Here is a 22,487-nt window from a genome sequence, read left to right on the forward strand (position 1 = left end):
GTTGGGTCACGCAGCCTGAGTGGCTGACGTGGTCATGATGGTCTCGTACTCGATGGTGGTCAATCGGGCGAGACCGGCCTGGCGACGACGCCGGTGGTAGGTGCGTTCGATCCAGGTCACGATCGCGATGCGCAGGTCCTCGCGGGTCGCCCAGGCGCGGCGGTTGAGGACGTTCTTCTGGAGCAGTGCGAAAAAGCTCTCCATGGCAGCGTTATCGCCCGCGGCTCCGACCCGGCCCATGGAGCCGACCATGCAGTGACGCCCGAGGGCGGCCACGAATTTCCTGCTTTGAAATTGCGATCCTCTGTCCGTGTGGACCACGCAGCCGGCGACATCACATCACCGCGTCTGGCGACGGCGTTGTTGAGCGCCTCGACCGCCAGCCGTGACTTCATCCGCGAGTCCATGGAGTAGCCCACGATTCGGTTGGAGTAGACGTCCTTGAACGCGCACAGGTAGAGCTTGCCTTGGGCAGTCCAGTGCTCGGTGATGTCGCCAATCCACAGCTGGTTCGGCTTCTCGGCGGTGAAGGCGTGGCGGGTCACGCCGTGCTCATCGACGTAGGCGCACAGGTCGTCGTGGACCGGCGGGCCGGGCTTCTTCGACTTGCCCTTCTTGGGCTTGCCGAACACGCTCCACCAGCCGTTGTCCGAGCAGATCCGCCAGGCAGTCCGCTGCGCCATGACCTCACCGGCATCAGCGGCCTCGTCGATGAGGACCCGGTAACCGAACTCGGGGTCTTCGCCGTGGGCGTCGAACAATGCATTGGCCCTGTGTGCCTCGACCAACTCGGCGTCGGTGACCGGCTGCGCCAGCCAGCGGTAGTAGGGCTGGCGGGCGATCTCGAGCACCCGACACGTCACCGTGACGGGAATCCCGTCGACGGCCAGCTCGCCGACGAGCGGGTACATCATTTTCCCGGCAGGTTCGCCTGCGACAGATAGGCCGCCGCGCGGCGCAGGACCTCGACCTCCTGCTCCAGGAGCCGGTTGCGGCGCTTGAGCTCACGCAGCTCACTCGCCTGGTCCTCGGTCATCCCGGGCTTCACGCCCTCTTCGACATCGGCCTTCTTCAACCAACCCGCGAGCGTCGCGGCGTGGATCCCGAAGTCCTTCGCGACTTCCTCGAGCGTGGTCTTCGAATCCCGGTTCCGAGCGACACGGACAACGTCTTCGCGGAACTCCTTGGGGAACGACTTGGGCACAGTGACATCCCTCCAGCCCGGCCTCTCGACCAGACAGATCAGTTGACACCTATCCGTGCAGCAGTCCCCGGCGAGCCGATCTACGGTGGGCCCGGCCGGTCCCTGGTTCAGGGAGGATGTGATCTCGCGGTTGTCATGACGACCGTCAACTCACATTCTCCGTCAGCGACCGACGGAAGATGTGTCTCTGCGGCTGCCAGAGCAACCGCGAAATCACATCCTGGGTCAGGGACGGGCGCCGCGCATCGTGATGCACCGCTCGGCGGTCGCGGTGCCGGCAGTGAGCGCCGTTCGCGGGTCACGGGTCCGCACCCATGCGGCGAGGAAGCCCGCGGTGAAGGCATCTCCGGCACCCGTCGTGTCCAGCACCTGAACGCGAGGCGCCGTCACCTGGGTGCGGTCCTGGGCATCGACATAGGCCGCCCCCATCACCCCCAGCGTCACCACCACATGCCGGTAGGCGGCCGCGAGCGCATCGAAGTCGACCACCGGTCCCGTTGCCCCGGCGAGCAAGCGCGCCTCGTCGATATTGGGCAGGACCAGGTCGACCCCAGCGGTCCACTCCATGAAGTCCGCGACCCCGCATTGCCGCAGGAAGCCCGTCGAGCTCGGATCGACGCTGATGCCGATCCCGCGCTCACGCGCGCCGCGAACCAACCCGGTGGCGACCGGACGGGTCTGCGGATCGAAGAACGTGTATCCCGTCAGATGCAACCATTCCACACGCTCCCAGACGTCCTCGGCGATGTCCTCCGGCGCGAGCGTGGCATTGGCCGCGCGGTCGACGTACATCGTGCGATCGCCCTCCGCGTCGAGCGTCAGCACGATCGTCGCCGTCGGCAGCAGCGGATCGGCGACGAGCCGTGCGTCCACACCCACATCCCGCAGCGCGTCTCCGTGCCGTTCGACGCCGTCCGCGCCGACCTTGCCGACGAAGCGCGTGGGCGCCCCGAGGTGGCCGAGCCACGCGGCAGTGTTGGCGGCGGAGCCACCCGCCGTCATCCGGATCTCGGCATTGGTGTCGCTGCGCGGGGTGACGGGCTCCAGCGGACGCACCCCGATGTCATCCACGACATCGCCGACGACGAGGATCATCGGCTCGCCCACGCGGCGGCGATCTCCGCGGCCACCCGGATGTTGTTGCGGGCGATGTCGAGGTTGACCCGCAGGCTCTGGCCGCCGGTGATGTCGACGATCGTCTGCAGCAGGAAGGGCGTGACGTCCTTGCCGGTCAATCCCTCATCCGTGGCACGGCTCAACGCCTCCGCAAGCGCCTCGTCATGGACCTTCGGGGCGAGCTGCTGGGCCAGCGGCAGCGGATTGGCGACGAGGATGCCGGCTGCCTCCCCGAGAGCGTCGCGGGCGGCCATCACCGACGCCACCGCCGCGGCATCCGGGACGCTCCAATCGAGTTCGTGTCCCGAACTCGCGAGCCAGAAGCTCGGGAATTCAGTCGTGCGGTAGCCGAGCACCGGTACCGACAGCGTCTCCAAGCGTTCGAGCGTCGCGCCGATGTCGAGGATCGACTTGACCCCCGCCGACACGACCGTGATCGGCACGCGCGACAAGATGGTGAGATCGGCCGACTCGTCGAAACTCTGGCTGGCGCCTCGGTGCACTCCGCCCAGACCGCCCGTGGCGAAGACCCGGATGCCGGCGCGATCGGCGATGAACGAGGTCGCCGCGACGGTCGTGGCGCCGCTCGCACCCGTGCCGACGGCGACCGGGAGGTCGCGCACGGAGAGCTTGGCGATGTCCTCATTGGCGATACGGTCGAGCTCGTCCTCGGTCAGGCCCGCCTTGAGCCGGCCATCGAGCACCGCGACCGTCGCAGGCGTGACCCCCACATCGCGCAGCATCTGCTCGAACTCCCGCGCCGCGACGAGATTGTCCGGGCGCGGCAGCCCGTGGGAGATGATCGTGGACTCCAAGGCCACCACCGGGCGGCCTTGGGCGAGGGCGTCAGCGACATCGGGGGCAAGATCGACGTTCATCCGTCGAGGCTATCCACCACCCAGGGAACGCCCGACAACCCGGTCAACCGAATGCGGCACCCGCCCTTCGTCGGCCCGGATCACCTGGAGCCGAACCCTCCGGCTCCTCACCACCGGTCACGGTGACGAAGGGATCCAGCAGACCGGGTGCGGCTTCGAGGGCGAAGCTCAGCCCGTCTTGCGCGTCGATGTCGGGGGTGTCGTAGCCGCCGTAGCCAGCAGCCGTCATCGCTGAGACGGTGCACAGGCCGAGACGCCGTTGCAGGAGCGATTCACGGACCACGATGGTGCTCACCGCCGTGCGCTGCAGGACCGTGGTGGCGCGACTGACCAGACCGGACCGGGTGACGAGATAAGGCCCGCGGATCGCGTGGCCGAGTGCACGAAAGGCGACGACCGCCGCCCCCAGCGACACCGGCCAGATCACGGCCGCCGGCCACAGCACGGCGACGGGCACGACTCCGGCCACCGCCAGCCCGACCAATGGCAGCGCCATCGCTGCGCTCAGGCCGGTGGCCCACCAGAGCCGGCGCCACAGCGCCGCCCGCGGATGCCTCGCGAGCGGTGCCTCGAAGAGATTCTCCTCGGTGCCGAGCACCTCGGTCACGACCCGCCGAGCGAACGCCACCGGCCCACGAGGCAGGATCGCGGCGGGCTGGCTCATCGACCACATGCTCAGCCCCGTGGTGATCACCGTGGTGTCGCTGACCCCCATCCAGCGCCACAGCACCGGCTCGGATATCTGGGCGCCGCGAAAACGGTTCTCATCGCGGCCGACCTCGCGGGTAGTGAACAGCCCGTGACGCGTCCGCAGCAGTGTCCCCTCGGCGCCGCGGACTCGGGCGAGCTCGAAGTTCCAATACTCGGTGAAGTAGTTCACGGCGAGTCCTGCGGCGCCGAAGACGCTGACCGCGAAGAATACGATCGCGACCGTGCCCGCCCAGCCGATGGCCGACCAGTCCAGCAGGCCCAGGATGAACCCGCTGACATCCAGCCCGAAGCTGTCCAGCAGCCAGAACCCGCCCCATCCGAGACCGAGGGCGAGCAGATACGCCCAGGCGTTGAACACATTGCAGATCACCCAGCGGGGATCGAATCGGGCGAACACGCGAAGCGGCTCGTCGCGCCCCGGCCCCACCTCGGACGGCACCGGATCGCCGATCGCTGTGTCCCGCGGGTCCAGGAGCCGGTCCTGCAGCACTCGGGCATCGGCGGCGCTCAGGGCATCGAGCTCGAGAGCCGACTCGCCATCGGAGGCCTGCTGTCCCGCACCGATCTTCACGACCCGCAACCCACCGAGGCGGTGGCGCAGTCGGGCCTCCACGTCGACGCTGCGAATACGGTCGCGCCGGATGGACCGATGCCTGCGTACGAAGACCCCGCTCTTCAGCTCGACATGCGCGGGACTGATCCGATAGCGGGTGAACACCCACCTCCAGGCATCGGCGATGGCACCGATGATCCCGAATGCCGCCAGCCCGATCAGCGGCCAGATCTGCCCGCGACCCGCACCTGTGAGACCGACCGCCACCACCGCGGGCAGCGTCGCCAGGAGGCTCTGCGTCAGGTCGACCAAGACCATCCGCACGCTCAGCTGCTCCCACCGTCCCGCGTGCTCGCTGCGTTCGCTCATGTGGCGTCACCCGGGGTGAGCTGCGCGATCCGGGTCAGCTCCTCGGCGACGCGGACCGCGGTGTCACGGTCCAATCCGCCGATATCGATGGCACCTCGCGATGATGCCGTGGTGACGCGCAATGTCGACAACCCCAGGAGCTGTTCGAGGGGACCCTGGACCGCGTCCACCGTCTGCACGCGGGCCAGCGGCGCGGCGCGCCACTCCCGCACCAGCCACCCCGTACGGGCGTAGACGGCTTCGGCACTGGTCTCCCATCGGTGGACCCGGTAGCGCCACAGCGGCTCGACCACCAGATCGACGACGAGCAGCACGGCCACCGCCACGACGACGAAGCCGAGCCACGATCTGGCGCCCTCCCAGAACAGATAGCCGATGACAGAGACCGCAAGCAGCGCACCACCGAACAGCAGTGACTGCAGCATCCACCAGGCGATAGCCCGCCGCTCCACCGCATGCGCGGGCGGCCTGAGACTCACCGTGCCCTGTGCGGCACCTGCAGCCGGCCATAGATCACCCATGCCTCGACTCTAGGGACGACGACCGCCACCGCGCATGTGCCGCTGGTCAGGGATCCGGCCCATGACTTCCGGCACCCCGGTGCCGGGGCCCAGTCGGCGGATGGAGAGGGTCAGCCGATCTCGGTGCGGTAGAAGTTCGCGTGCGAACGCGACGGGGTCGGGCCTCGCTGACCCTGATAGCGCGAGCCGTACTTCTCCGAGCCATAGGGATGTTCGGCGGCGGACGAGAGCTGGAAGAAGCACAGCTGCCCGATCTTCATGCCCGGATAGAGCTTGATCGGGAGGGTGGCCACGTTCGCGAGCTCCAGCGTGATGTGCCCGCCGAAACCCGGATCGATGAAGCCGGCGGTGCTGTGGGTGAGCAGGCCGAGACGGCCGAGCGAGCTCTTGCCCTCCAGCCGGGCCGCGATGTCATCGGGCAGCGTCACATACTCATAGGTCGAGCCGAGGACGAACTCCCCTGGGTGCAGCACGAAGGCGTCTTCGCCCTCCACCTCGACGGGACGCGTCAGATCCGACTGATCGGCGGCCGGATCGATGTGCGGATACTTGTGGTTGTCGAAGACCCGGAAGAGGCGGTCGAGACGCACGTCGATGCTCGACGGCTGGATCATCGTCGGCTCGAAGGGATCGAGGGCGACCCGTCCTCCGTCGATCTGGGCCAGGATGTCACGGTCGGAGAGCAGCACGTGCTCAACCTAACGTATGGCGAGGCACCCGTTGAGGCCCTGATCGGCGAACCGGGCGCCGATCAGGCGGTGCGCGGCGGCATTCGGATGCAGGCGATCCGGCAGGGGCTCGCGCTCATGATCCTCGGGGCCGAACAGCGCCAGACCGTCGAGGTACGCGATGCGGGGGTCGTCGGCCTGCCGTCGCTCCACGATCCGGCGCAGGTCCTCACGCACGACCTCCATGGTCAAGCGACCGGCGGAGACCTCCTCGGGATCTCCCGTGGCTTGGAATGCCAACCGTCCCTCGGAAAAAGCTTGCGGATCGAAGGCTCCCGGCCCCGGGGTCTGCTCGTGGATCGGACAGTAAACCGAGGACATGACGAGCAGGGGGGTGTCGGGATGTCCGTCGCGGATCGTGTCGAGGAAGCCGTCGACGGCCGGACCGAAGGCGCGCCGCCGCATCAGATCCGCGTTGACGATATTGATGCCGAGCTCGAGGCTGATGACATCCGCAGGGGCATCGCGCATCACCCGGGCGACGAAGGGGTCGAGCAGGGCACTGCCTCCGAATCCGAGGTTGGTCAGGTCGAGCCCCACCGCACGGGCAGCGACGACCGGCCAGCTGTCCGTCGGATGGATGGCATTGGATCCCTGGCTCACCGAGCTGCCGTAGTGCAGCCACGACCTCCGGTCCGACAGCGGACGTATCGGGGCGTCCGCACGCAGTCCGACCAGCTCGATCCGCTCGAAGTGCGGGAGCCAGATCTCGACCTCGTGCTCACCGGGCGGCAGCTCGAGGTCGAGGACCATCGAGGGTCCCTCGCGGACATCGGTGCTCCCGCTCGACAGATCGACCACTCTGCGGTCACCGCCTGTGGAGACGCGCTGCTCGACCAGCTCGCCGTCTACGGTCACGTCATAGCTGGCGTCCGGCCGCGGGGGCACGCCGGCGAAGACGACGGTGGTGCGGTGCGCCGTCAACTCCACCCGATCGGCACGCGTGCCGAAGGCCACGCGGACACCAGCCGGCTGCTCCTCGACCATCGCGAGCTGGGCGTCGGCGAGGGCACGCGCAATCGCGGGCAGGCGGTGGATGAGGAACCCTCGCGCGGTGCGTTGGAGCTCCGCGCCCCCTCGGACGAGACTCGTGTCGAGAGCGACATCGGTCCAGTCGGTCATCGGGCCAGTCTTTCACGCGCCGCGGACGGTCACGCACCGCGGTGATCTGCACGAGACCATGAGCATTCCTAGGCTGATCACATGCCCCTTCCCTCACCGCTGGTCCGTGCCGTCGAGACCCTGCTGGACAAGTCCCTGGTCCTCGGATACTCCTCGATCGGCTGGTACATCCGACAGCCGTGGCTTCCGCCCTCCCCCGAGCCGGGATCGCTGACCGGACGGACGGTGATCGTGACCGGCGCGAGCTCCGGACTCGGTCGCGCCTCCGCCGCGGGTGCCGCTCAGCTCGGAGCCCGCGTGCGGCTCATCGGGCGCACGGCAGCCCGCCTCGAGGACGCCGCACGAGCGATCCGCCGCAGCCTGCCGCATGCCGATCTGGTGGTCGATGTCTGTGATGTGAGTGATCTCGACGCCGTCCGGGCGTGGTGCTCGACCATCGAGGAGCCGCTCCACGCCATCGTGCACAGCGCCGGCATCATGCCGCCGGAGCGATCCGAGAGCGCCCAGGGCCACGAGCTGGCATTGGCCACGCATGTCCTCGGGCCACTGCTGATGAACGATCTCCTCCGCCCCCGGCTCCGCGAAGACGGCGACGCGCGGATCGTCTGGATCTCCTCGGGAGGCATGTACGCCGCGCCGCTGACCGAGGGTCTGGTCGCTGACCCCGAGTACCGGCACGGGGAGTACAACGGCACCCGCGCTTACGCCCGCACCAAGCGCCTCCAAGTCGTCATGGCGCAACGCGAAGCCCGACAGCTGGGTGGTGACGGCATCACCGTCCACGCCATGCACCCCGGGTGGGCCGACACTCCGGGTGTCACGGCCTCGCTGCCGCGGTTCGCGGCGGTCGCCAAGCCGATCCTCCGGACCGCCGAGCAGGGTGCCGACACCGCCGTCTGGCTCACCGCCGCTCCTGAGGTGGGGACCGGCGACTTCTGGCAGGATCGCCGTCCTCGCTCCACGGACTTCCTCCCCTGGCAGCACACCTCGCGGGAGCTTGCCGACGTGGTGTGGCGCTACTGTCGCTCCGCTGCGGGGCTCGACGGCTGAGACGGACTGTCAGAAGGCCGCCGGGCGGTGCCGGGACCGCGGCTCGAGACGCCACAGTCCGCCGTAGGAGCACTCGAAGAACCGGTCCGCGTCCCACGTGGTGGCGACCACGCGTCCAGGCTGAGCAGCGTGGACGCACCCCATCGCACCGCAGACACAGCGCAGCATCGAGCGTCGCGGAGTATCGAAGGGCATGGCGAAAAGCTACCGGCCCGGGCTCCCGGACGCATGCCGACCACGCATCCGCCCGCCGATGAGTCCGGGCCTACAGATCGGCGATGCCCTTGACGAGCGCGGCGAACGCTCCGATGAACGACATGACGATCAGCGCGATGCGCGCGTGGTGGTCACGCACATAGCGCTGACAGCGATCACCCACCACCACACCCGCCACGATGAGTGCCACGATCCCCAACCAGGTCGACACCCCGAAGGACGGGCTCTGCGCGGGGTCCACGGCGAACTTGACGGACAGCGCGACGACATTGACCAGCACGAAGTACGGCTGGAGGGTCGCGGCGAATCCGCGTTGGGGCCAGCGCGAGATCACCGCGTACGCACTCACCGCCGGACCGCTCACACCGGCCAGCGCGTTGGTCGCGCCGGATATGACTCCCGTCAAGCACATCGGGAGCCGCCCACGCACGGTGAACTCCGTGCGATGGAGCAGCAGCGAGATGACGAGTGCCGCGAGCACCAGCACGCTGACGACGATCGCGAGGGGCGCGGGCGGCAGCCGACGGGCCAGGAAGGCGGCCGGCACCGTGGCCGCCGCGGCCGGGACGGCGAGCCACCACAGTGAGGACCACTCGACGTCGGCCCAGACCCGCGCCATGATGATCGCCGACGAGACGAGACCGCAGACGAGCACCACGATCACACCCTCGTGCGCCCCCAGCACCATCACGAGGAAGGGCGCGACGAAGAGGGCGAAGCCGAGACCGGCGATCCGCTGGGCGATCGCACCCGCGAACACCGCCACGAGCACCGCTATCAGACCGACCGACACCCGATGACCCTACGCGTCACCCGCCCGCACGCAGCGAGCGGTGGGGAGGCGTCCATCGACTCGAGGTCATCGGACGCTCACCCACCGCTCGAGACCGGGAACGGACGCCTACTCACCGCGCCGGGCTGCAGGGGAGATCAGGCGAGGGCGGCCTTCTCGTCGCCGATCCGGGTGTCGTCCCCGTGGCCGGTGTGGACGACGGTGTCCTCGGGCAAGGCGAACAGGCGTTCCTTGATCGAGGCCACGATCGTGTCGTGGTCCGAATAGGAACGGCCCGTGGCGCCGGGTCCGCCGTTGAACAGGGTGTCCCCGCTGAAGACCACGCCGAGATCGGCCGAGTAAAGGCATGTGCTGCCGGGCGAGTGCCCGGGGGTGGCGATGGCGACGAGCTCGCTGCCGGCCACCTCGAAGCGGGCGCCATCGGTCAGGTCCTGGTCGGGCGAGGCCTGAGTGTTCTCGGCCTCCCAGAGCATCGTGTCCGCTGAGGGGAACCAGATCGGCGCGCCTGTCAGCCCCCGAAGCTCGACCGCGGCGTTGATGTGGTCGTTGTGCCCGTGCGTGAGGACGATGGCGAGGACCCGGCGCGATCCCACCGCCTCCGCGATCGCCGCGGCATCGTGCGGGGCGTCGATGACGATCACCTCGGAGTCGTCGCCGACGATCCACACATTGTTGTCGACATCCCAGGTGCCGCCGTCGAGGCTGAACTGCCCGGACGTCACCACCTTCTCGATCCGCGCGCTCACAGGACCACGACCGAACGCAGGACGTCGCCGTGGTGCATCTTCTCGAAGGCAGCCTCGATGTCGTCGATACCGATCTCCTCGGTCACGAAGGCATCGAGGTCGAGCCGGCCCTGGCGGTAGAGGTCGACGAGCATCGGGAAGTCGCGCTTGGGAAGGCAGTCGCCGTACCAGCTGGACTTGAGCGCGCCGCCGCGACCGAACACGTCGATCAGCGGGATGTCCGGCACGGTCATGTCAGGCGTGGGGACGCCGACGAGGACGAGCACGCCGGCGAGGTCGCGGGCGTAGAAGGCCTGCTTCCAGGTCTCGGGACGGCCGACCGCCTCGATCACGACATCGGCACCCTCCGAGCCGTCGTGGCCGACGATCTCGCGGATCGCCTCCACCGGATCGACCCGGCTGCTGTTGACCGTGTGGGTTGCCCCGAGCTGACGAGCCGTCTCGAGCTTACGGTCGTCGATGTCCACGGCGATGATCGGCGACGCGCCGGCGAGGGCCGATCCGACGATCGACGCGGCACCGACACCACCGCAGCCGATGACGGCCACGCTCTTGCCGCGGGTGACGGCACCGGTGTTGATCGCCGCGCCGACACCGGCCATGACGCCGCAGCCCAGCAGGCCGACGGCCGCCGCGCGTGCCTCGGGATCGACCTTGGTGCACTGTCCCGCCGCGACGAGGGTCTTCTCGGCGAAGGCGCCGATCCCGAGTGCGGGGCTCAGTTCCGTGCCATCGGTCAGCGTCATCTTCTGGGTGGCGTTGTGGGTCGCGAAGCAGTACCAGGGCTCACCGCGGTCGCAGGCGCGGCAGTCGCCGCACACCGCGCGCCAGTTCAGCACGACGAAGTCGCCCGGCTGCACCTCGGTGACGCCTTCGCCGACGGACTCCACGACACCGGCGGCCTCATGCCCGAGCAGGAACGGGAACTCGTCGTTGATGCCGCCCTCGCGGTAGTGCAGGTCGGTATGGCACACACCGCAGGTCTGCACCTGGACGACCGCCTCACCGGGCCCAGGGGCCGGGATGACGATGTCGACGACGCTCACGGGCTCGGACTTCTTCAGCGCGACGACGCCCTTGACGGTCTGGCTGTTGCTCACGTGCTTCTCCTCGAAGTCCAGGTCGATGGTGGGGTTCGACTCGATCCTCCCACGCCTCCGCAATGTGGGCCGGAGGGGAGGTCAGCAGGGGTCGGAGAGCAGCACCCGTTCGAGGCTCATCGGAGCGCGCCCGGTGAGCCTCTCGACTTCACCGGTGACGTCGGCGACCTCGCCGCAGGCGATCGCGGTGTACGTACTGACCCACGCGTCGTACTGCCATGGCGGAGCGGGCCACACGGACCGCGATGCGTAAGCCTCCTCCAGCGTCTCGTCGTGGAAGGTGACCGTGCGGCCGGTGACGCGCCACCGCGGCGACCCGCCCCTCTCCGGCCGGCCCGCGGATCACTCCGTCCTCACCGGCGAAGAGCGGGAGCAGGTCGAGATAGAAGCTGTCCCGCAGGAAGGTCCACGCCATGGCGGACCGTTCCACGTGCTGCTCGGTGGCCCAGTGGTCGCGTGCGAGGGTGAAGGTGGCATCCGGCGCGGCCCCCTGAAACGAGGTGTAGACGATGTGCCGTACCCCGGCGTCCGCGGCGGCGTCGACGAAGGTGCGGTGCTCGTCCAGGCGATCGGCGCTCTCAGAGGCGGAGACCATGAAGACCGTGTTGATGTCATCGAGCGCGCGACGGGCCCCCGCCGCATCGGCATAGGCGCAGACGGCGACCTCGCTGTGCTCCACGCGAGGGGTCCGCGCCGGGTCGCGCACGAGCAGCCGGGTGGTATGGCCGGCCACGCCGAGAGCGCGGGCGACCAGGCCCCCTCCGACCCCGGTGGAGCCGGTGACGGCGATCGACGGGGGGCATGTCGGACTCCTGCCGGTCGGTGTCCTTGAGATCGTCAGCCTACGCCCGTCCCGGTCGCCTGTGGCCGCACCTCCATCGGGGTGCGCCGTCGTGGTGTCGGCTTTAAGCTCAACGAGAAGCCGGTCCCGTCCTCACCCATCGCATGCGCTGTGAAGGTGGTGACGGGGCCGCACCAGCCGCAACTAGAGCTTCACCCTCAAGGGTGGAGCAGATGACGCTTTCGATAGAGCAACATGGAGCCTATGTCCTCGACGATCCGGCCTGTCCCACCCGCTTCTCTCAGGGGTGCCTCCGGTGCGGTGGGCACCGTGGGTCTCGTGGTCGATCCGGAGACCGACTCCTGGCGTCTCGGCTCGGTCGTCGCGGAACTCGCGCACGCCGAGCTCCGACCACAGGTGATCGGTGCGGAGGCCGAGGCGGTCGGGATCGGCCAGAGCGCGCTCGCCGAGACCACCGCGGATCAGCTCGACGCACTCGTGCTCCTCGGCGCACCGTCCGATGAGAACGGGGACCCCGACACCGGGTTGATCACCCTGTTGCTCGACGGGTTCGCGCGTCCATGCGCGATCCTCGCCCTTCGGGAGGTCGCGGACTCGCTCGCCATCGCCGGCATCGACGAGACCGCAGCCGGCGTCGAGATCCTCGACGAACCCGCTCAGATCGTTCCTCGACTGGCCGACCTGCTCCCCCAGCGCGATCGATGGAGCACACGTCGCCGCGGTGCCCGATGACCAGCACCACCGGCGATGGCAGGCCCATCCTGTTCGAAACCGGTGATGCGCGCGACGACGTGGTCGCCGGGTGGCTCCGGGAGGCCGGCGGGCCACCGCTCGACCGCGATACCCGTACCGGCCTGGACTGGATCGCCGACATCGCCGACGAGGTACCGATGCCGGGCTCGGGTAACACGCTCCTACGTTGGGAGTTTCTCGCCCGCCTCGGCCACGCCGATCTGGTCCTCGCACGCGCCGTCGAGCCGCATCTCGACGCGCTCGCCATCCTCGACGAGGCCGGGATGACGCCGGCGCCCGGTCGCTGGGCCGTGTGGGCCGCCGAGGCCCCGGGGACGCGGCTCACCGCCACGGACCGCGGGGGAGTGTGGTCGCTATCGGGTGTCAAGCCATGGTGTTCGCTCGCCGGAGAGGTCGATCACGCGCTTGTCACCGCGTGGGTCGACGACACCCGTCGCGCGCTCTTCGCCCTCGATCTGTCGTCCGCGGGGATCGCCATCGACACCTCCTCCTGGACGCCCCTCGGGTTGGAGCCGATCGTGACCGGTTCGGTGTCCTGCGACGATGTCCCGGCCACGCCGGTGGGCGACCCCGGTTGGTACCTGCGGAGGCCGGGATTCGCGTGGGGTGGCATCGGGGTAGCCGCGGTGTGGCTCGGCGCCGCGAGTGCGCTCGCCGATGAGGTGCTCGCAGTGATGACACGCCGGGACGCCGACACGCTCGGGTGGTCGCTCGTCGGCGCGATCGACGCCGCACTCTGGCCGGTGCGAAGGGCGATGGCGAGTGCCGCGGCGAGCATCGACTTCTCCGAAGCGAAGGGTGCCGGGCCCCGAGAGCTCCTAGCCGCGAGGCTGCGGCAGGCGACCGCGGTCGCGGCGGAGCGCGTACTGACAACGGCCGGACACGCGCTGGGGCCCGGACCGCTGACGACCGATGCTCGCCTCGTCCACCGGGTCCGCGATCTCCAGCTCTACCTCCGTCAGCACCACGCCGAGCGGGACGCCGCTGCCCTCGGGCTCCTGCTGCGGGACGAGAGGGAGCCGTGATCCCGCGACCGTTCACCCACGACCTGCCGGGGACCTCGTCTGTCTCCTGGCATCGACGTTTCAGACAGACGGCCCTGCCTCTCCTGTCCGACATGTCCGGTTTCGAGCAGCTCGAGCGTCTCGTCGTCGTGGCCGCTCACCCCGACGACGAGACACTCGGTGCCGGCCTCATCAGCGCGGACCTCGCCGGGCAGGGATGGGAGGTCGAGGTGGTGATCCTGACGCGCGGCGAGAACAGTCATCCTGGATCCCCTACGACCACCGCCGAAGAGCGTGCCGCGATGCGCGCGAGGGAGTCGGCGATCGCGGCCCGGCTCCTCTCCCCCTCCATCCGCCTGCATCCGGCGTCCTTCGCCGACGGCGGCCTGGCCACGGAGCACGATGCCCTCGTCACGACGATCGTGGACATCGTCGGCGATGGCCGCCGTACGCTGCTGCTGGCTCCATGGCGCCATGACGGTCACAGCGATCACGAGGCGGCAGGGTGGGCAGCCGCGGCCGCCGCGGTGCGCACCGGGGCGATACTCGCCGAGTACCCCGTCTGGATGTGGCACTGGGCTGAGCCCGAGGAGTTCCCGTACGCGTCGGCGCGGCGATGGAGTACGAACGCGACGGTGCGGGAGCAGAAGGCGGCAGCCATCGCGGCACACCGCTCGCAGATCGCCCCGCTGTCCTCCGAGCCCGGGGATGAAGTCCTGCTCGACGGTGCCTTTCTCGAGCATTTCGGTGGTGCCGACGAGTACTTCATCCTCGACCAGCCGTTCGACGACGCCCTCGACCGGTTGCATGCGGACGACGACGATCCCTGGGGGCTCGACGATCGGTGGTACGAACACCGCAAGGCCCAACTCCTCCTGGCCTGCCTCCCCCGTGAACGCTACGGCCGAGCACTGGAGGTCGGCTGCTCGCGAGGCTCCCTGAGCACGCTGCTCAGCCGACGCGCCGGTCGGGTGCTCGCGGTCGACGCGAGCGAGCACGCGGTGGCGCTGGCGCGCGAGCGCGTCCCCTCCTCCGTCGATGTCGCGCACCTGCGAGTGCCCGACGAATGGCCCGAGGACCGGTTCGATCTCATCGTCGTCTCCGAGCTCGGTTATTTCCTGTCCCCCGTCGCGCTCGAGCGGCTGTGGGTGACGATCGCGGCCTCCCTGGAGCCAGACGGGACGGTCGTGCTGTGCCATTGGCGCGGCGAGGTGCGTGGCTGGCCGCTCGACGGGCCGCAGGTCCATGCGAGCGCGGAGAAGAGCGGTGAGCTTCCGCCGGTCCAGGCGCGCTATCGCGACGACGACGTGGAGATCCTCGTGATGACGCGGGAATGGATCGCCACAGATGCGTGATGCGAACCGCTCACCCCGCGAGGTCGCCGTCGTGATCCCCGTCCATGACGAGGAATGCCTGCTGGAGCGCTGTCTCAGGTCGGTCCGGACGGCAGCCGATCGCCTGATGGACCGCCTCGGCACGGCCGCGCGGATCGTGGTGGTCCTGGACGCCTGCAGCGACCGATCGGAGGAGATCGCCACAGCACAGCAGGTGGAGACGGTGCGCATCGCCCGGCGGTGCGTGGGCGCGGCCCGTGCCGAGGGAGTCGATCACGTCATCCGGACTGCCGCTACCACCCGCCTGTGGATCGCCTGCACGGATGCTGACAGCAGAGTCCCTGCCGACTGGTTGATCACCCACTGCCGGCAGGCCACAGCCGGGGCGGACCTCGTCCTCGGCCGAGCCCGTCTCGATCCGGTCGATGTGAGCATCCCGGTCTATCGACGGTGGGCACAGCACTATGGCGGAGGCTCGGCGACACGGCACATCCATGGAGCCAATCTCGGGGTATCGCTGGAGGCCTATCGGCAGGTCGGCGGCTTCGCCGACCTGAAGGAACACGAGGATGTCGATCTGGTCAGTCGGCTGCGCCAGGCCGGGGCGCGGGTGGCGTCGGCGCCCGATGTCCTGACCTCGGGACGCCTCTACGGCCGTACGCCCGGTGGTTTCGCCGGGTACCTACGCCGCCTCGGGGCCGGGTCAGAGGGTTGTGGGGTCGATACGTCGGACGGGCCAGGGACGGAAGCCGTGGTCGACGCCCCAGAGCGCCGCCTGCGTTCGAGTGGTCACCCCGATACGCGCGTATAGGCTGCGGATACAGGTCTTGACCGTGTCTTCACGAGCTCGGGGTCGGTGTGCCGGCTGAACACGATGCCGGGCCTTCGAGGATCCGACCAGCTGCTCCACGTCGATATCGCTGCCTTGTATCGGGCTGAAGGTGCCGTAGAGCACGACACCGGCATCGCCGACCACCGCAGTCCGCTCTCCTGCTCCACGACGGCCACCTTGACGGGCGTCACATCTCGACTCTCGCCAGTTCCGGGGAGACCGGCGTGGCCGAGAGATGCGCGGCTCCTACGATGGCCTCGACCGCCGCCGGTGGGCGAGAGGAGGGTGATCCGTGATCGAGCGTGAGGTGCTGGAGCGTCATCAGGTCTGGTGTTATCTGGGCGGAGCGGGCGCCGGGCTGTTCCTCGGCGCTCTCGCTCCCGGCGTGGCCGCCGTGGCCGAGCCGCTCGTCTGGCCGGTCATCGCCCTGCTCCTCTTCGCCACCTTCACGCAAGTCCCCGTGACAGCGCTCGCATCGGCGGTGCGCGACCGGCGCTTCCTCGTGACCTCGCTGGTCGCGAACTTCGTCGTGATGCCGCCGGTGGTGTGGGCGCTGGTCTCGCTGACGCCCGGTGATGATCCTGCGCTCAGGCTGGGACTGCTCCTCGTGTTGCTCGTGCCCTGCACCGACTGGTTCATCAGCTTCACGCAGCTGGGTGGCGGCGATGCCTCGCGCGCTACAGCATCCGCACCGGTACTGCTCGTGGTCCAGCTTCTGCTGCTGCCGGTGTATCTCTCGCTCTTCACCGGTGGCACGACGACCTCGGTGTTCGTCCTCGCCGATCTCTGGCCGGCGCTGCTCGTCATCGGCATCCCGCTGGCCGTGGCGGTCACGGTCGCGCGCCCGCTGAACACCAGCGGCACGGGCCGGCGTACCCGTGAGCGACTCGGGTGGTGGCCCGTGCCGCTGTTGGCCGTCGTGATCACGCTCGTCGCGGCGGCCCACGCGGGCGCGGCCTTGGAGGCGCTCTCGCTGTTCCCGATCGTATTCGCGGTGGCGGTCGGCTATCTGGCCGTGGGACTGGCGGTCGCGGTGGTGGCAGGGCGAGTCGCCCGGCTCCCCGTGCGCGAGGGTCGGACGCTCGCGTTCAGCCTCGGCACGCGCAACTCCTTTCTCGTGCTGCCCTTCGCGCTCGCGCTGCCGCCCGGCTGGGAGGCCGCCTCGATCGTCATCGTCATGCAGTCGATCGTCGAGTTGTTCGCGATGATCCTCTACATCCGGCTCGTGCCGACGAAGGTGCTGCCCGGTTAGCTGGCCGGACGAGGCGCCCGCCCGGCCTCTACGCGAGCGTCGCCCGGCGGACCTCCACCCCCAGCGCCGCCAGCAGACGCTCTCGCAGAGCCGCCAGTGCCGGATCATCGGACGAACGCGGATGCGGAGCGGGGACGAGCTCGTCGATCGCGACGGTGCCCTCGCGCAGGAGCACGACACGGTCGGCCAGCCGCACGGCCTCGTCGACATCATGGGTCACGAGGACGATCGCCGGATCGTGCCGGACCCTCAAGGCGTCGACGAGGGCGTGCATCTTCAGCCGGGTGAGCGCGTCGAGGGCCGCGAAGGGCTCGTCGGCGAGCAGCAGCTGCGGTTCATTGGACAGCGCACGCGCCAGGGCCACCCGCTGCGCCTCTCCTCCCGACAGCGTCGTCGGCCACGCCCGTTCCTTCCCGGCCAGACCCACCTCCACAAGCACCGACCGCGCTCGCTCGATCGCCGCAGCGTCGCGCCGCTGTCCGAGCAGGACATTGCGCAACACCCGCCGCCCCTCGATCAGCCGGGGCTCCTGATACACGATCGTGCGCGGCTCCACGACGGCGATCTCACCGCTGTCGGGACGTTCGAACCCGGCGAGCAGGCGCAACAGCGTCGTCTTTCCCGTGCCGCTGGGGCCGAGCAGAGCCACCAGCTGGCCGCGCGGGATCGACAGGCTGACCCCGTCGAGCACGCGCACGTCTCCATAGGCCTTCACGACCCCGTCCAAGGACACTGCGTGCGTCATCGGCTCTCCCTCCTCCACGGCATCGCCCGTTGTTCGAGTACGCGGACGAGGGCATCGAAGACGAGTCCCAGGATCGCGTACAACACGATGCAGAGCACCATGTAGTCAGTGCGGAAGTACTGCTGTGCGAGCGCCACCAGATAACCGATGCCCTCCGTGGTGCCGATCTGCTCCGCGGCGATCAGTCCGGTCAGGCTGACCGACAGGCTGATGCGCACGCCCATGAGCAGGCTCGGCAGCGCGGCGGGGGTGATCACCTCGCGGACGAGGGCGACCCCACTCACCCCGTAGCCCCGCGCCGCCTCGATGATCTTGCGGTCCACGCCTCGTACCCCGAGATAGGTGTAGGCGTACATCGGCGCCAATGCGGAGGCCGCGATGAGCACGATCTTGAAGGTCTCGTCCACACCGAACCAGGTGAGCAGCAGGGGCACGAGCGCCAGGAAGGGCACCGCTCGGTACATCTGCATCGTCGGGTCGATGAGCTGCTCGCCGAGGCTGCCGACCCCGGCGAGCAGACCGAGGAAGGTCCCGAGGGCGAGCCCGATCGAGACCCCGATGGCGATGCGCCGCAGGGAGGCCAGCAGGAAGTCGAACAGCTGACCGCTCGAGGCGAGCTCACGCACCGCTCCGATCACCTCGCTCGGCGCCGCCAGCACCTGCGGTGAGAGCAACCCGAGGACCGATGACAGCTGCCAGACGAGCAGGAGCGCCAACGGGACGCTCGCCCGCAGCAGCAGCGACCTGCGCCGCGTGGGCCGATGGACCCCGAGGAAGCGCGGCGGGGCCAGGGCTCCGGTGACATCGGTCATTCGTCCGCTCCCAGGTGCGTCACCGCGGCAGCCGCGTCGATCCGCGTGGAGACCAGCCCGTTGTCCGCGAAGTAGTCCGCGACCGCCTGCACGGTGGCGAGATCATCGTCGGTGACAAGCCGCTGCGGCTGGGTGTACCGCTGGACCTCGATATCGCGCTTCAGCGCATCCCCCTCGACCGCGGCCGGGCCCGAGTCCTGGAAGACGTTCTGGAACTTCTCGGGCTCCTCGCGGGCCTCCTCGGCCAGCTCGGCGAGCACCCGCTGGAATGTCCGCAAAGCCTCGGGATTCGCCTCGACGATCTCCTCGCGGGCGGCGAACATGTTCAGATCGTCATCGTCGACATCGGTATTCGTGACGATCGTGCGAGCACCGTTCGCAACCGCCGCGGGATAGCCGCGGACGATCGCCCACCACGCATCGACGCTCCCGGAGGCGAGCGCTCCGGCGGCGTCCTGCGGGTTCAGGTAGACGCGCTCGACCTCGTCATGATCGATGCCCGCCTGGTCGAGGGCCTTCAGCAGCAGGTACTCGCCCCGGCCGCCCCGGTTGACCGCTACCTTGCGGCCGATGACCTCGTCGATCGTCTCGATATCGCTGTCGCCGGGCACCACCAGCCCGTCGCCGATCGGGGCCTGGGGGTCGGTGGTGCGATCGGCCACGGAGAAGATCCTCAGGTCGTCGTTCTCGGCCAGATAGCCGATGACCGGGGAGATCGCGCCTTCGAGGACGTTGACGTCCCCGGACCGCAGCGCATCGATCGTGGCGGTGAACGAGGCGAAGGAGCCTCCCCATTCCACATCGGCACCGACCTCGTCCAGCTCCTCCTCCAGCACGCCCGTCTTCTTGGCATAGGCGAGGAGGCCGTTGTTGCCCGGATCGGCCAGTTTCAGCGTCACTCGCTCCCCATCACCGGACGAGGCGGCCGACCCTCCACCGCACGCGGCGAGCGGAACGAGAAGGGCAGCACTGACGAGGGCGGCGAGACGGCGGGCCCAGGCTCGCCTCGGCTGGGTGTTCGACATGAGGGGACTCCCGTGGATCGGATCGAGTGAGCCTCCACGATCGGCCCCGCTGATTCATCACGTCGAGGTGATCACTATGCGAGATATCGCCGCACCGGGCGTCTGATGCTCTACGGGTCCTCAGCGAGCCGCCGATGACGCCCCACCACATCGTCGACGAGGAATAACAGCTCGCGGAGGGTCACCATCTCGTCCTCGTCCAGCCGGCGCAGCAGCCGCGCCTCCACCTGCTCGACGGCGGCGTCGACCTGCGAGCGCAGATCGTCGCCCTCGACGGTGATGCCGACCAGGTGCCGGCGCCGGTCGACGGGGTCACGGCGGCGTTCGACCAGACCCCGTGATTCGAGCTTCTTCAAGATCATGACCAGCGTATTGGCATCCACTCCGAGATGATGGCCGAGGCGCGCCTGTGTGAGCTCGCCGTGGCTGCGCAGCACCAGCAGCGCCGCGCCCTCGCGCGGGAGCAGACCGAGCGGCTCCATCGCCTCGGCGATCCACAGATCGGCCGTCTTGCCGATGGTGGCCAGCAGATAGCCAGGACTCGTGAACCGTGACTGCGCTGTCAGCCGGGCCAGCAGCGTGGGGCTCTGTTCCATGCACCAGACCCTAACCACCGTCTGGTCCTGCTCACATGTCGAGACATGAATTCATCCCGGCATCGTGACGATCTACTGAGCCTCCGATCAAGGAGGACCCATGGCCAAAGAAGCACTCTGGTACATCGTCCCGTCCGACGGCGCTTATCCGTGGGAGCCGGAGGGGCGGCGCGACGTGGACCTGGACTACCTGACCCAGCTCGCCGCGAGCATCGACTCGCTGCCCTACTCGGGCGCACTGTTCGCGACCGCCCACCACGATGTGTGGGTGCTCGCGAGCGCACTCGCGGCGCGCACCCGTAAGCTCCGTCCGCTCGTCGCGGTCCACCCGGGTCTCATCTCACCGGTCCTGCTCGCCAAGATGGCCCTCACCTTCGACGATCTCTTCGATGGCCGACTCATCATCAATGTCATCAACGGGGACTCCGCGACACTGCGCACCTTCGGCCTGGAGCTCGCCCACGACGATCGCTACGCCCTCGCCCGCGAGTACTGGACGATCTTCAAGAGGCTCACAGCCGGTGAGATCGTGGACTTCGACGGTGAGCACTACGACATCCGGGGCGCGGGCTCGACCTTCGGAGCGCTGCAGCCGACCCAGAAGCCACACGTTCCGCTGTGGTTCGGCGGCTCGTCGGCCGCGGGTCTGGACCTCGCCGGCGAGGTCATCGACACCTATCTCTCCTGGGGAGAGCCGCCCGAGCAGCTCGTCTCGAAGATCGACGCGCTCCGGCAGCGAGCCGCCGATCACGGGCGCTCGATCGAGTTCGGCCTGCGCGTGCACATCATCGCCCGCGATACGGAGCGGGAGGCCTGGGACTGGGCCGATCACCTCCTCCGGGTCACCAGCCCCCAGACCTTCTCCTGGCAGGCTTCACGCGGCCGCGACAGCGATTCGGTCGGCGCTCAACGTCAGCACGCCGGCCACGGCGGGCGGGTCCCCGACCACGCCCGGGATATCGAGGTCTCACCCAATCTGTGGCCCGGTTTCAGCCTCATCCGCCCCGGACCGGGTACCGCGATCGTCGGCTCGCACGCTCAGGTGATCGAACGCCTCCAGGAGTTCGAGGCACTCGGGGTCGACACCTTCATCCTCTCCGGCAATCCCCTGCTGGAGGAATCCCGGCACATCGCCGAGACCATCCTGCCCGCCCTCGACCTGCCCATCGGAGCCTCCGCATGACCGTGACCACCGTCGACACCCTCTGGTACACCCGCTGCCCTGTGCCTACCGCGAGCGGCGTCGCCCATCATCTCGGCTGGCTGACCGAGGAGTTCGCCGACCGAGGCATCGACCTGTCGATCCTGCAGGACGCGCCTCCGGAGATCGCGGGCCGGCACTTCGACCACCGACTTCCCGGTCTCATCCGCGAGGGCGGCAATGTTCCTGCGCTGGTCGCCCGCTCGGAGGGCTCGCCGACCCGACTCATCGGGTTGACCTGGATCGAGGAATGGCAGTCGATCCTCACCCTGCCCGGCTCGGGGATCCGGTCCGCCGAGGATCTCGCCGGAGCACGCGTGGCGATCCCGGCCTGGGCTGCCACCAAGGCCGAGAGCTTCCCCCGGGCCATGGCACTGCACGGATTCGACGGCGCACTGCGGTCGGCCGGGCGTTCGCTGGAGGACGTCCGCCAGGTCGAGGTGTCCGGCCGTGTGGGCCGGGGCAGCTGGACCACCTCGGCGTGGCCCGGTATCGACGAGCTCGAACGCGGTGAGGTGGACGCGGTCTACGTGAAGGGAGGCCGTTCGCTCGAGGACGCCTCGCGGATCGGGGCCGTGGCCGCAGTCCGCCTCGACGACCTCGCCCCGGAGTTCCGGGTGAACAACGGGACACCCCGGCCCATCACGGTCCACGCGTCCCTGCTCGACGAGCACCCCGAACTCGTCGACGCCTTCCTTCGCCGCACCCTCGATGCCGCGGACTGGGCGCGGGAACATCCGCTCGAAGCGCGGGAGCTCATCGGTCGCGAGACCGGCGCGGGCGACGACGGCATACGTCGGGCCTATGGCGACACGCTGCACGTCTCCCTCGAGCCCACGCTGAGCGAGGAGCGCTTGGCGCTGCTCCAGCAGCAGCACGACTTCCTCGAACGGCACGGTTTCCTCGACGCCAGCATCCATCTCGCCGCCTGGGCCGACCCGCGGCCACTCCAGCGCGTCCGCGAGGAGCGGGGAGCGGCATGAGCGAGCGAAACAACCACTCCATCTCATGCCGCCGCCGACCT

The 22,487-nt window shown here is 69.1% G+C and carries 23 protein-coding genes and 1 pseudogene; 8 read left to right on the forward strand and 16 right to left on the reverse strand.

What is annotated here, in order from left to right; translation table 11 throughout:
• Positions 1 to 6 precede the first annotated feature (6 nt).
• The 7 genes and pseudogenes from BHE97_RS11475 to BHE97_RS11505 all read right to left on the reverse strand — a co-directional run bounded on the left by BHE97_RS11475 (position 7) and on the right by BHE97_RS11505 (position 7,202).
• Positions 7 to 1,204: pseudogene (locus BHE97_RS11475) on the reverse strand (IS3 family transposase).
• A 225-nt stretch (positions 1,205 to 1,429) separates the two neighbouring features.
• Entirely contained in the window at positions 1,430 to 2,311 is an 882-nt protein-coding gene (locus BHE97_RS11480; RefSeq protein WP_087624180.1) for a sugar kinase, read from the reverse strand.
• A complete protein-coding gene (locus BHE97_RS11485; protein ID WP_087624181.1) occupies positions 2,296 to 3,198 on the reverse strand; it encodes a pseudouridine-5'-phosphate glycosidase in 903 nt (300 codons plus the stop codon). Before BHE97_RS11485 ends, BHE97_RS11480 begins: the two co-directional genes overlap by 16 nt.
• A gap of 43 nt (positions 3,199 to 3,241) precedes the next feature.
• A complete protein-coding gene (locus BHE97_RS11490; protein WP_087624182.1) occupies positions 3,242 to 4,831 on the reverse strand; it encodes a PH domain-containing protein in 1,590 nt (529 codons plus the stop codon).
• Positions 4,828 to 5,352 (reverse strand): PH domain-containing protein, encoded by a 525-nt coding sequence (locus BHE97_RS11495; RefSeq protein WP_087624183.1) that lies wholly within the window; start codon positions 5,350 to 5,352, stop codon positions 4,828 to 4,830. Before BHE97_RS11495 ends, BHE97_RS11490 begins: the two co-directional genes overlap by 4 nt.
• A gap of 110 nt (positions 5,353 to 5,462) precedes the next feature.
• Complete coding sequence (gene dcd / locus BHE97_RS11500; protein ID WP_087624184.1) at positions 5,463 to 6,041, reverse strand: dCTP deaminase; 579 nt, start codon at positions 6,039 to 6,041, stop codon at positions 5,463 to 5,465.
• A 9-nt stretch (positions 6,042 to 6,050) separates the two neighbouring features.
• Positions 6,051 to 7,202, reverse strand: coding sequence for an SGNH/GDSL hydrolase family protein (locus tag BHE97_RS11505; RefSeq protein ID WP_087624185.1), 1,152 nt, complete (start codon positions 7,200 to 7,202; stop codon positions 6,051 to 6,053).
• Between the two features lie 81 nt (positions 7,203 to 7,283).
• On the opposite strand from BHE97_RS11505, the gene BHE97_RS11510 reads away from it, so the two are divergent.
• Positions 7,284 to 8,252 carry an SDR family NAD(P)-dependent oxidoreductase gene (locus BHE97_RS11510; RefSeq protein ID WP_087624186.1) on the forward strand — a complete coding sequence of 323 codons (969 nt, stop codon included), beginning with the start codon at positions 7,284 to 7,286 and terminating at the stop codon, positions 8,250 to 8,252.
• A gap of 9 nt (positions 8,253 to 8,261) precedes the next feature.
• On the opposite strand, the gene BHE97_RS19760 is transcribed toward BHE97_RS11510, so the two are convergent.
• From BHE97_RS19760 to BHE97_RS11530, 5 genes are all read right to left on the reverse strand, one after another.
• On the reverse strand, positions 8,262 to 8,447 hold the full coding sequence (locus BHE97_RS19760) for a hypothetical protein (RefSeq protein ID WP_140400114.1): 186 nt from the start codon (positions 8,445 to 8,447) through the stop codon (positions 8,262 to 8,264).
• Between the two features lie 70 nt (positions 8,448 to 8,517).
• Positions 8,518 to 9,261 carry a sulfite exporter TauE/SafE family protein gene (locus BHE97_RS11515; RefSeq protein ID WP_087624187.1) on the reverse strand — a complete coding sequence of 248 codons (744 nt, stop codon included), beginning with the start codon at positions 9,259 to 9,261 and terminating at the stop codon, positions 8,518 to 8,520.
• Between the two features lie 137 nt (positions 9,262 to 9,398).
• Positions 9,399 to 10,007: an MBL fold metallo-hydrolase gene (locus BHE97_RS11520; protein ID WP_087624188.1), complete on the reverse strand. Its 609-nt coding sequence runs from the start codon at positions 10,005 to 10,007 to the stop codon at positions 9,399 to 9,401.
• Complete coding sequence (locus BHE97_RS11525) at positions 10,004 to 11,107, reverse strand: S-(hydroxymethyl)mycothiol dehydrogenase (RefSeq protein WP_087624189.1); 1,104 nt, start codon at positions 11,105 to 11,107, stop codon at positions 10,004 to 10,006. Before BHE97_RS11525 ends, BHE97_RS11520 begins: the two co-directional genes overlap by 4 nt.
• A gap of 148 nt (positions 11,108 to 11,255) precedes the next feature.
• Positions 11,256 to 11,840 (reverse strand): NAD(P)H-binding protein, encoded by a 585-nt coding sequence (locus tag BHE97_RS11530; protein WP_236757655.1) that lies wholly within the window; start codon positions 11,838 to 11,840, stop codon positions 11,256 to 11,258.
• 312 nt (positions 11,841 to 12,152) lie between these two features.
• Between BHE97_RS11530 and BHE97_RS11535 the strand changes: the two genes are divergently transcribed.
• The 5 genes from BHE97_RS11535 (at position 12,153) to BHE97_RS11555 (ending at position 17,084) form a co-directional block, all read left to right on the forward strand.
• The gene (locus BHE97_RS11535; RefSeq protein ID WP_087624190.1) at positions 12,153 to 12,641 is read left to right on the forward strand and encodes a hypothetical protein; all 489 of its coding nucleotides are present in this window, start codon (positions 12,153 to 12,155) and stop codon (positions 12,639 to 12,641) included.
• On the forward strand, positions 12,638 to 13,687 hold the full coding sequence (locus BHE97_RS11540; protein ID WP_087624191.1) for an acyl-CoA dehydrogenase family protein: 1,050 nt from the start codon (positions 12,638 to 12,640) through the stop codon (positions 13,685 to 13,687). Before BHE97_RS11535 ends, BHE97_RS11540 begins: the two co-directional genes overlap by 4 nt.
• A gap of 92 nt (positions 13,688 to 13,779) precedes the next feature.
• Entirely contained in the window at positions 13,780 to 15,021 is a 1,242-nt protein-coding gene (locus tag BHE97_RS11545; protein WP_140400118.1) for a PIG-L family deacetylase, read from the forward strand.
• Positions 15,014 to 15,811, forward strand: a complete 798-nt coding sequence (locus tag BHE97_RS20125) for a glycosyltransferase (protein WP_170931382.1) — start codon at positions 15,014 to 15,016, stop codon at positions 15,809 to 15,811. The genes BHE97_RS11545 and BHE97_RS20125 overlap by 8 nt, the downstream gene beginning before the upstream one ends.
• A gap of 313 nt (positions 15,812 to 16,124) precedes the next feature.
• Positions 16,125 to 17,084: a bile acid:sodium symporter gene (locus BHE97_RS11555; RefSeq protein WP_087624193.1), complete on the forward strand. Its 960-nt coding sequence runs from the start codon at positions 16,125 to 16,127 to the stop codon at positions 17,082 to 17,084.
• A gap of 28 nt (positions 17,085 to 17,112) precedes the next feature.
• On the opposite strand, the gene BHE97_RS11560 is transcribed toward BHE97_RS11555, so the two are convergent.
• The 4 genes from BHE97_RS11560 to BHE97_RS11575 all read right to left on the reverse strand — a co-directional run bounded on the left by BHE97_RS11560 (position 17,113) and on the right by BHE97_RS11575 (position 20,262).
• Positions 17,113 to 17,829 (reverse strand): ABC transporter ATP-binding protein, encoded by a 717-nt coding sequence (locus tag BHE97_RS11560; protein WP_087624194.1) that lies wholly within the window; start codon positions 17,827 to 17,829, stop codon positions 17,113 to 17,115.
• Positions 17,826 to 18,641 carry an ABC transporter permease gene (locus BHE97_RS11565; RefSeq protein WP_087624195.1) on the reverse strand — a complete coding sequence of 272 codons (816 nt, stop codon included), beginning with the start codon at positions 18,639 to 18,641 and terminating at the stop codon, positions 17,826 to 17,828. Before BHE97_RS11565 ends, BHE97_RS11560 begins: the two co-directional genes overlap by 4 nt.
• Positions 18,638 to 19,666 (reverse strand): NrtA/SsuA/CpmA family ABC transporter substrate-binding protein, encoded by a 1,029-nt coding sequence (locus BHE97_RS11570; protein WP_087624196.1) that lies wholly within the window; start codon positions 19,664 to 19,666, stop codon positions 18,638 to 18,640. The genes BHE97_RS11565 and BHE97_RS11570 overlap by 4 nt, the downstream gene beginning before the upstream one ends.
• Positions 19,667 to 19,776: 110 nt before the next feature.
• Positions 19,777 to 20,262: a MarR family winged helix-turn-helix transcriptional regulator gene (locus BHE97_RS11575; RefSeq protein WP_087624197.1), complete on the reverse strand. Its 486-nt coding sequence runs from the start codon at positions 20,260 to 20,262 to the stop codon at positions 19,777 to 19,779.
• A 100-nt stretch (positions 20,263 to 20,362) separates the two neighbouring features.
• Here BHE97_RS11575 and BHE97_RS11580 point away from each other — a divergent pair, with 100 nt between their 5' ends.
• Both BHE97_RS11580 and BHE97_RS11585 read left to right on the forward strand, forming a co-directional pair.
• A complete protein-coding gene (locus tag BHE97_RS11580) occupies positions 20,363 to 21,445 on the forward strand; it encodes an LLM class flavin-dependent oxidoreductase (RefSeq protein WP_087624198.1) in 1,083 nt (360 codons plus the stop codon).
• The gene (locus BHE97_RS11585; protein WP_087624199.1) at positions 21,442 to 22,446 is read left to right on the forward strand and encodes an ABC transporter substrate-binding protein; all 1,005 of its coding nucleotides are present in this window, start codon (positions 21,442 to 21,444) and stop codon (positions 22,444 to 22,446) included. The genes BHE97_RS11580 and BHE97_RS11585 overlap by 4 nt, the downstream gene beginning before the upstream one ends.
• The last annotated feature ends 41 nt before the right edge of the window (positions 22,447 to 22,487 follow it).

The organism is Aeromicrobium sp. PE09-221, from assembly GCF_002174305.1.
Classification (GTDB): Bacteria; Actinomycetota; Actinomycetes; order Propionibacteriales; family Nocardioidaceae; genus Aeromicrobium.

Coding starts and splice junctions, on each gene's coding strand:
- BHE97_RS11545 (WP_140400118.1), top strand. CDS start 13,780: ATGTCCGGTTTCGAGCAGCTCGAGCGTCTCGTCGTCGTGGCCGCTCAC.
- BHE97_RS11505 (WP_087624185.1), bottom strand. CDS start 7,202: ATGACCGACTGGACCGATGTCGCTCTCGACACGAGTCTCGTCCGAGGG.
- BHE97_RS11540 (WP_087624191.1), top strand. CDS start 12,638: ATGACCAGCACCACCGGCGATGGCAGGCCCATCCTGTTCGAAACCGGT.
- BHE97_RS11580 (WP_087624198.1), top strand. CDS start 20,363: ATGGCCAAAGAAGCACTCTGGTACATCGTCCCGTCCGACGGCGCTTAT.
- BHE97_RS11510 (WP_087624186.1), top strand. CDS start 7,284: ATGCCCCTTCCCTCACCGCTGGTCCGTGCCGTCGAGACCCTGCTGGAC.
- BHE97_RS11485 (WP_087624181.1), bottom strand. CDS start 3,198: ATGAACGTCGATCTTGCCCCCGATGTCGCTGACGCCCTCGCCCAAGGC.
- BHE97_RS11565 (WP_087624195.1), bottom strand. CDS start 18,641: ATGACCGATGTCACCGGAGCCCTGGCCCCGCCGCGCTTCCTCGGGGTC.
- BHE97_RS11560 (WP_087624194.1), bottom strand. CDS start 17,829: ATGACGCACGCAGTGTCCTTGGACGGGGTCGTGAAGGCCTATGGAGAC.
- BHE97_RS20125 (WP_170931382.1), top strand. CDS start 15,014: ATGCGTGATGCGAACCGCTCACCCCGCGAGGTCGCCGTCGTGATCCCC.
- BHE97_RS11570 (WP_087624196.1), bottom strand. CDS start 19,666: ATGTCGAACACCCAGCCGAGGCGAGCCTGGGCCCGCCGTCTCGCCGCC.
- BHE97_RS11535 (WP_087624190.1), top strand. CDS start 12,153: ATGTCCTCGACGATCCGGCCTGTCCCACCCGCTTCTCTCAGGGGTGCC.
- BHE97_RS11585 (WP_087624199.1), top strand. CDS start 21,442: ATGACCGTGACCACCGTCGACACCCTCTGGTACACCCGCTGCCCTGTG.
- BHE97_RS19760 (WP_140400114.1), bottom strand. CDS start 8,447: ATGCCCTTCGATACTCCGCGACGCTCGATGCTGCGCTGTGTCTGCGGT.
- BHE97_RS11490 (WP_087624182.1), bottom strand. CDS start 4,831: ATGAGCGAACGCAGCGAGCACGCGGGACGGTGGGAGCAGCTGAGCGTG.
- BHE97_RS11575 (WP_087624197.1), bottom strand. CDS start 20,262: ATGGAACAGAGCCCCACGCTGCTGGCCCGGCTGACAGCGCAGTCACGG.
- BHE97_RS11495 (WP_087624183.1), bottom strand. CDS start 5,352: ATGGGTGATCTATGGCCGGCTGCAGGTGCCGCACAGGGCACGGTGAGT.